The following is a 7,461-nucleotide window of genomic DNA, read 5'->3' as shown; positions in this document are numbered from 1 at the left end:
TGCCCTCAGCTCCACCGTCCTGCTGCGACAGGATCAGCGGCGAAGGCCTCTCACCTCCACTCGAACCACAGCGCCTCACGGCGCACGCACGACCTTCGCCACACCGCGGCCAGCATCATGATCGCGGAGGACATCCCCGTCGCTGTCATCTCCAAGACCTTGCGGCACTCCACCATCGCCACCACGATCAACCTCTACGGTCACCTCCTCAAGGACTCCGCCGACCAAGCCGTGCTCGCCCTGGCCCAGGCCCTCGACCGGGCCGCCGCCGGGCGGAATCCGGTCCCCGGGCCCGGCGAGGTCCTCCGGCGGGTGGCGTAGCCACGCGTCGAACGGCTCCGGTACCGCGGCTTGGACGGGGTGGACGTCTCTGGCCGTGCCTCCCGTCAGGGACGCCCGAGTGTGGCGTCGGCCGCAGGGGCCTCGTCCTCGTCGGAGTCCGGGCGGAGCATGTCGAGGAGGTCGTGAGCTGCCCAGTCCGGGAGGGTTGCGGGGGCGGCGCGCGGCCTGAGCTGCCCCCTTACAGCGGAGGAAGGTACCCGTCCCAGTCCCAGCCGTCGGTGGGGTCGTCGATGACGAGGCGGCCGGTGGCCGGAGACCAGCTGATGAAGAGGTGGAAGTTGGAGCGGCTCAGCTCGACCGTTGCCGCCGCGTCGGCACCAGAATTGTCCTCGCCCTCTTCGTCCTCGTACCACTGATCTGCCTGGGTCCAACCGGCCTGCCGCAGGGGGGCGATGAGCCGCTCGAGCAGCTGCGGCCCGAGGGCGTGCGGTGACAGGAGGCTGTTCGGCGTGCTGTCCATGGGAGACCTCGTCAGGCAGTCGGTCGAGGGATGGTTCAGGGCTGGCCGGCTTGGGCGGATCGGGCCCGGAACAGCAGCTTGCGGACGATCTGATGCCACTGGCGGGAGTCCTCGCTGTAGGAGCGGTCGTCAGCGTCGGGTTTCCACTTCTCGAGCTCCAGGAGCTGCTCCACCAGCTGTCCGAGGCGGGCGGGATCGTACCCGCCCCGGCCGGGGTCCAACTGCTGCGCGATGTCGTGGAGCCGGTGGGCCGCGCGGTGGTGGGCGAGCTGGGTGTCCGTCAGGCGGCGGATCGCGTAGCCCCCGCATTTGCTGCACCAGTCGAACTTCGTGTCACCGAGCAGGTCCGCGATGGTGAGCAGGTCGTCGTCTGCGACGACACCGCGTTCGCGGACATGGGAGCAGAACGGCGAGTGCCCCTTGCCCTGGTAGCGGGGGTCGGCGTTGACTGCGTAGACCTGGACCTGCGCGAGGACCCCCAGAGGGATGCCGCTCCCGCTGCGCTTCCAGGTGCTGGCGTCGGGTGCTTCGAACGGCTCGAGGTCCAAGTCCTGGCCGTGGGCGAGGAGCCCGTGCCAGACCGCGCTGAGAAGGCTGCGCGAACGCCCGGCCCGGTCGTACCCGGAGTCCAAACTGCGCAGATCGGGCACACCGCGGGCCACCGCGAGCAGCCGCAGGTTGAACTCCCGCGCCCAGGGCCTGTCGCTGAAGACCAGCCAGGCGGCGCGCTCGGCGCCGGCTGCCAGGCCCAGCCGCTCGCCGAACAGCGGGTCGTCGGCTTCGCGCATCCGCTCCCGCCACATGGCGGAGGGCTCCTCGGGGCGCTGGCCGATCGCCTCGGACCAGGGGTCGATGAGTGCCGCAGGCAGGTCGACGGAGCTGGCGAGCAGGACACCTCGCCAGCCACGGGCCGCACGCCGCTCCAACTCCTTGAAGGGCAGGACCTCCGTCCCGGCGTCGGTGGAGAACACGGTGTACAGCTGGTCCTCGGCGCCGGGCGCGGTGCTGAGCAACCGCAGGTGCTCCGCGGTGAGGGGGCGGCGCTGGTGCACAGGGGCGTCGTCGAAGACTCCCGGCCCCAGGGGACTCGCTTCGCCGGCAGCCGTCGGGGCGCCGGGAGGCTCGGGCTCGCACCGTACGAGCGCGGCGCGGGTAAGGAGTTGGTCGACAATCAGCTGGGGTGCGCGAAAAGTGAGCCTGCGCCGGCCCCAGTCGGCGCTGGTCAGGTAGGTGAGCAGGACGCCGATCGTCCAGTTGTCGAGGCCGCCCAGCAGCCCCAGCTCACGCTGCTGCGAGTAGGGGTCCTCCTCCGGGGGTTCCTGCAGGTGTGCGGTCAGCGTCACCGTCACGTCCGGGTCCGCCGCGCCGGCCACCCGGCGTGCCTCCTCCTCCCAGGAAGCCAGCAGCCGGTCTGCCGCACGGCAAGCTTCGTCGTACCCCTTGCGCCGTGAATTGATTCCCCCGACGGCCTGATACGTGACCAGGTGGTCGCCCGGCAGTCCCCATGCGTCCGCTGCTGCCCCCTGCCAGCGGGACCACATCGACCGCAGCCGGCCGGCTACCGACCTGCGGTCGCCGATGGCGCTGAACGCTTCCTCGTCCGTGGGGAGTTCGGGCATTTCCAGGCTCGTGGCCGCCGCTGCTTCCAGCAGTGCGGCCGCATCGACGAACAGTCCCGCTCGTTCGCGCAGCGTCTGGAGATGTTCCTCCTTCAGTGCCACCTTCGGCCGCGCCCAGTCGGTGAGCCAGGGGAACTTCGCGGCGACGCTTTCGGCGAGGTGGAGGCTGTCCGCGGCGTCACGCCACCTGGACAGCACCTGGCCCCACAGGTGTTCCGCTTCGTCGCGGGCGTCCCGCTCCTCGCCGTAGTCTCGTCTTCCTCGGGAACCGGCTCGGCGCGCAGAACCTTCGCGGCGCCTTCGGCTTCCTCCTGGGTCACCTCGTCGTCCGGATCCGCCTCCGTGTACTCCTGCAGCCGGGAGAGCAGTCCGCGGTAGCCGCCGAGCGCGCGCAGGAAGAGGCCGACACCGCTGTCCGGACGGTCCCATTCCCCTTGGTGTGCGCAGACGGAGCACATCCGGGCGACCGTCGAAGCGTTCAGCGGTGCCTCGGAGGCCACCGCCCCGTCCGCGCGAAGCCGGGGGCATCGCAGATGTGCGTGGAGCTTGGAGGCTTTGCCCTTCGCCGCGAAGGCAGGCACGAGATGGCCGTCGAACGGGCCGAGCGGAACGTCAGCAGTCAGCACAGAGTCGCGCACTCAACTCCCCTATCATTCTCAACTGGTGAGCCTATCCGGTGGTTCGGACAGCGGCCCGGACAGCGCCTGTTCTTGGCGAACTGCACCACAGCGGGAGCGCGTCCGTGGTACCCCGGCACGTTCGCCCCGAAGAGAAACCCATCCAGCGTCGCGCATGTCCATGTCGTTCCAGGCGTTCGGCCCGGAGTACGGCTCCAGCCCTGCCTGGGCGTCCAGGATGTCGACGACGCCCATCGGCGTGGACTGTGAGCCGTTGGACCAGAAGTTGCCGATGTCCTCGGTGGTGCGCCAGGACGTCCCGCCGGAGGCCGGGCCGTACGTCGACCACGGGGCGTCCTTGCCCCAGCTACACAGTATGTAGACGATCGGTCGGCCGGTCGCCTTCAGCGCGTCGCCCATCGCCTTGAAGCGGTCCAGGTAGGGCCGGTTGCCGCTGTTGCAGTTGTCGTACTTCAGCAAGTCGATGCCCCAGCCGGCGAACTGCCGTGCGTCGGCCTGCTCGTGGTCGAGGCTGCCCGGGTAGGCGCCCATGCAGGTGGCGGTGCCGGCCGACTCGTAGATGCCGATCTTCAGGCCCTTGGCGTGGACGTAGTCGGCGAGTGCCTTGATGCCGGATGGCAAGCGCGCCGGGTCGTCCTGGAGGTCGCCGTTGGCGTCCCGGGTGGTGGCGGGCCAGCAGTCGTTGACGTACTGGTAGCCGGCCCGGTCCAGCCCGCTGGCGACCAATGCGTCGGCGGTCTCCCGGATGAGGGCCTCGTTGATGTTGCAGCCGAACTTGTTCCAGCTGTTCCAGCCCATCGGCGGGGTCAGCACCGGAGTGACCGGAACCGCCGCCGCGGTCGCGGCCGGGGTCGCGGCCACGGCCGGCGGCGCCGCGGTGACCGCGGCGAGCAGCAGGGGAAGGGCCGCCAGCGCGCGTGTCAGGGGCCGTCGGCGGCGGGCCGGGACGGTTCGTCCCGTCGTCACCGCAGGTTCTCGCTTTCTCTTGCTCGGTGGTGGTGAGGAGCAGGACCGGCCCCGGTCGACCGCGGGGAGGTGCGGTCGGCCGGGGCCGGCGGAGGGGTGCGTCAGGCGGGCAGGTTCCACTTCTGGTTGGAGCCGCCGTCGCAGTCCCAGATGTCGAGCTGGGTGCCGTTGGCGGTGTTGAGGGCCGGGTCGTCCAGGCAGCGTCCGGACTGGAGGCCCTTCAGGGTGCCGTCCGGCTGGGGCGACCACTGCTGGTTGGCGCCGCCGTTGCAGTCCCAGAGCTCGACGGGTGAGCCATTGGCCGTGGCCTGGCCGGTGACGTCCAGGCACTTGCCGTGGTGCGTGAGGTTCCCGCCGTCGAGGGTCCAGACCTGGGAGGAGCCGCCGGTGCAGTCCCACAGCTGGACCCGGGCGCCGTTCAGGCTGGAGTCCCGGTCGACGTCCACGCACTTGCCGGCGGCAGCCCCCGAGGTGATGGGGCCGGTGGGCATCGGGGTGGCGGCGCCCGGGGTGAGGGCGAAGTTGTCGAACTGCTGGGTCCGATAGCCTCCGGTGCCCAGGCCGAGGCCCGCCAGGCCGGTGGAGAACGAGGTGTCGGTGGCCCGGCCGACCTCCTGGCCGCCGATGCTCGCGATCAGGGTCGAGCCCTGCAGGGTGAAGGAGAGGCCGGTCCAGTTGTTCAGGCCGGGTGCCGTGGTGGCCCCGGTGGCGAGGGTGGTGAAGTTCCAGCTGGTGTCGCTCTTGAGGATGGACCACGTGCCGGTGTCGGAGAGCCGCAGGTGGTAGGCGTTGAGGCCGTTGTTGTTATGGCCCTGCTGGCCGATCCGGCCGAGCAGTTCGACCGTCCCGGGCTGCTCGAACATGACATCCGAGGCGACGGTGTAGTTCTGCCAGCCGCGCTCACCCATGATCGTGTACGGGGAGTTGAACGGCTCGTCGGTCCAGCGCATCGGCACGGTGGGGGCCATCTGCCGCAGGCAGGTCCCGGTCCGACCGCCGCCACAGGCCACCGTCTTGAAAGCGCCGTTCATGTCGGCGAAGTACTTCGGCGAGGTGGTCGCCGCTGGCGTCTCGAAGGTGTCCGCGTACGGGAGCGACAGCGAGGCTGCCGGCGGGGAGACCGCGGTGCCCTTGCCCTGACCGGTGGTGGTGGTCACGGTGTAGACGTAACCGGGCTGCAGCGCCAGGGAGTAGCGGCCGCCGCCAGTCACGGCCGGGTCCGCCTGCTGGACGAACCAGTCGCTGCTGGTGTTGGAGCGCACGTTGGTCGCCCACACGTGGACCCGGCCGGTGGGCAGGCCGCCGGTGACGCTGAAGTTCACGGTCTGCGCCGCGGTGGCGTCCATGGTCTCGATGACGGTGGAGTACGCCTTGTTGTCGGCCGACTTCAGGGTCGCGTAGCTGCCGTTGGTGCGCTTGTTGCCGAGGTAGTTGCTGGCGGTGTCGATGTAGTGCCAGCCGGGCTTGGTGAACTGGGTGGTCTGTGCGGTTACCCAGGCGGTCTTGCCGATGGTGTAGTTGCCGGACCACGGCTGGTTGGCGAGCGCCATGCCGTCGGTGGAGAACTCGAGGTTGCCGTAGAGCGCGGCGACGACCGGCCAGTTGACGAAGGCGGTGAACCGGGAGTCGATATATCCGCGGTTGATGCCGCGGGCCACCGAGCTCGCTCCGTTCTGGTAGTCCTCGGAGCCGTTCTCGCTCGCCCAGATGGGCTTGCCGAGGGTCTGGGCCTTGTCGATCGAGGCGGAGTCGGCGGCGGGCTTGCAGTTGCTGAAGTCGCTGTTGTAGCCGCAGGGGTAGTGCACCCCGACGATGTCGACGGCGTTGCGGAAGGCGGCGTCGTTGGTCATCTGGTCGACGACCTGGTAGCCGAACTGGTCGGGGGCGACGACCTTCACCGAGCCGTAGCCGCCGGCGACGAGCTTGTTCTTCAGGCCCACGTACCACTGGGGGTCGGCGTCGTGCTCGTTCCAGCCACCGAGGTAGTCGATGGTCAGGTTGTGATGCCGGGCGCAGCCGAGCCACGAGAGCAGGTAGTCGTGCATCTTCGGGGTGTAGACGGTGTTGCTGGTGGTGCTGTTGTCGTTGACCCAGCCGGGTGCGCCCCAGGACAGCGCGGCCAGCTTGATGTCGGGGTTGCGGGCCTTGGCCTGCTCCATCATGGTCCACTCGTAGCCCTGGTTGCAGTCCACGGTGTCGGCGGTGTGCATGTGGCTGGCCTCGGCGCCGTCGGTGGAGTTGGTGTCTCCGCCGATCTCCACCTTGAGGATCTGGAGCGACGCGCCGTAGCCGGGCTTGAACAGGTAGTCCAGCACCTGGCTGCGCTGCGGTTCGGGATAGTCCGCAAGCAGTCGGGAGTTACCGCCGCCGCCGGAGATCGCTCCGACGCCGTCGAAGACCCGCCCCGGCTTGGTGCCGTCGATGGTGATCGTCGGCGCGGCGGCGGCCTGCGCGGGGGTGGTCGCCGCCGCGCCGGTGAGCGTGGCGACCATCAGTGTGAGGGCGGCTAGCAGGGTGGTGCGTGGGCGTGATCGCCAGGTCATTCCAGCTCCTCGTGGGGTGGTGGGGGATCCGTGCGGCTCGGACGGACCGTCCGAGGGTCGTGGGTGCGTGCGGTCGCAGCCGGCGCGCTTCCGTACGGCGCGGTGCGTGCCATCGGGGCGACGCGGCTCGGGGCCCGAGGACGGCGGGTCAGGCGGGGAAGCCGGCGGCGCGTTCGCCGCTGCGGCGCTGCGGCGCTGCTGGACGACGACCGCGACGACCAGCAGGGTGCCCTGGGCGACGTTCTGCCAGAAGGAGTTGATGCCTTCGACGGTCAGTCCGTTCTCCAGGCACCCGAGCAGGGCGATGGCGAGGAGGGTGCCGCCGATGGTGCCCTTGCCGCCCTTGAGGGCGCAGCCGCCGAGGGCGGCGGCGGTGATGGCCTTGAGTTCGAGGCCTTCGCTGCCGGAGGTGGGCTGGCCGGAGCCGGTGCGGGCGGTGAGCAGGATGCCGGCGACGGCGGCGACGATGCCGATCAGGCCGTAGACGGCGACCAGGTACTTGTTGATGTTGCCGCCGGCGAGGCGGGCGGCGGTGTCGTTGCCGCCGATCACGTAGACGTTGCGGCCGATGTCGGTCCGGGTGAGCAGCACGTGCACGGCGACCGCGACGGCGATGACGATCCAGACCATGACCGGCAGTCCGGCGATCTTGCCACGGCCGAGGAAGACGAACACGTCGTTGTTGAGGACGTAGCCCTGGGCGCGGCCGTCAGAGATGAGCTGGGCGAGCCCCTTGTACGCGGCGAGCCCGGCCAGGGTGGCGATGGTGGGGTTGACCCGGCCGTAGACGATGATCGCGCCGTTGAGCAGGCCGATCAGCAGGGAGTGGGAATGGGTGGGATTGGGGTTGGTGCGGCCGGTCTCGCGGCTTCAGGGCTCCAGGAGACCGGCCG

Annotated in this window: 5 protein-coding genes; 1 reads left to right on the top strand and 4 read right to left on the bottom strand. The window is 70.1% G+C overall.

Features of this window, described 5'->3' with window-relative positions; all coding sequences use genetic code 11:
* A partial coding sequence (locus tag ACZ51D_RS33015; RefSeq protein WP_465664319.1) for a tyrosine-type recombinase/integrase occupies positions 1–321 on the top strand: 321 nt, incomplete at its 5' end.
* A gap of 199 nt (positions 322–520) precedes the next feature.
* Here the strand turns inward: ACZ51D_RS33015 and ACZ51D_RS33010 are convergent.
* The 4 genes from ACZ51D_RS33010 to ACZ51D_RS32995 all read right to left on the bottom strand — a co-directional run bounded on the left by ACZ51D_RS33010 (position 521) and on the right by ACZ51D_RS32995 (position 7,384).
* On the bottom strand, positions 521–802 hold the full coding sequence (locus ACZ51D_RS33010) for a hypothetical protein (RefSeq protein ID WP_465664318.1): 282 nt from the start codon (positions 800–802) through the stop codon (positions 521–523).
* 35 nt (positions 803–837) lie between these two features.
* Positions 838–2,619: a hypothetical protein gene (locus tag ACZ51D_RS33005; protein WP_465664317.1), complete on the bottom strand. Its 1,782-nt coding sequence runs from the start codon at positions 2,617–2,619 to the stop codon at positions 838–840.
* A 458-nt stretch (positions 2,620–3,077) separates the two neighbouring features.
* A complete protein-coding gene (locus ACZ51D_RS33000; RefSeq protein WP_465664316.1) occupies positions 3,078–4,025 on the bottom strand; it encodes a glycoside hydrolase family 27 protein in 948 nt (315 codons plus the stop codon).
* A 101-nt stretch (positions 4,026–4,126) separates the two neighbouring features.
* A complete protein-coding gene (locus ACZ51D_RS32995) occupies positions 4,127–7,384 on the bottom strand; it encodes a ricin-type beta-trefoil lectin domain protein (protein WP_465664324.1) in 3,258 nt (1,085 codons plus the stop codon).
* Positions 7,385–7,461 lie beyond the last annotated feature (77 nt).

It is taken from the genome of Kitasatospora sp. NPDC033851 (assembly GCF_055576085.1).
Note: the sequence above shows the minus strand (reverse complement) of the source record. Positions and strands in the feature narration are given on the sequence as shown.

Coding starts and splice junctions, on each gene's coding strand:
- ACZ51D_RS33010 (WP_465664318.1), bottom strand. CDS start 802: ATGGACAGCACGCCGAACAGCCTCCTGTCACCGCACGCCCTCGGGCCG.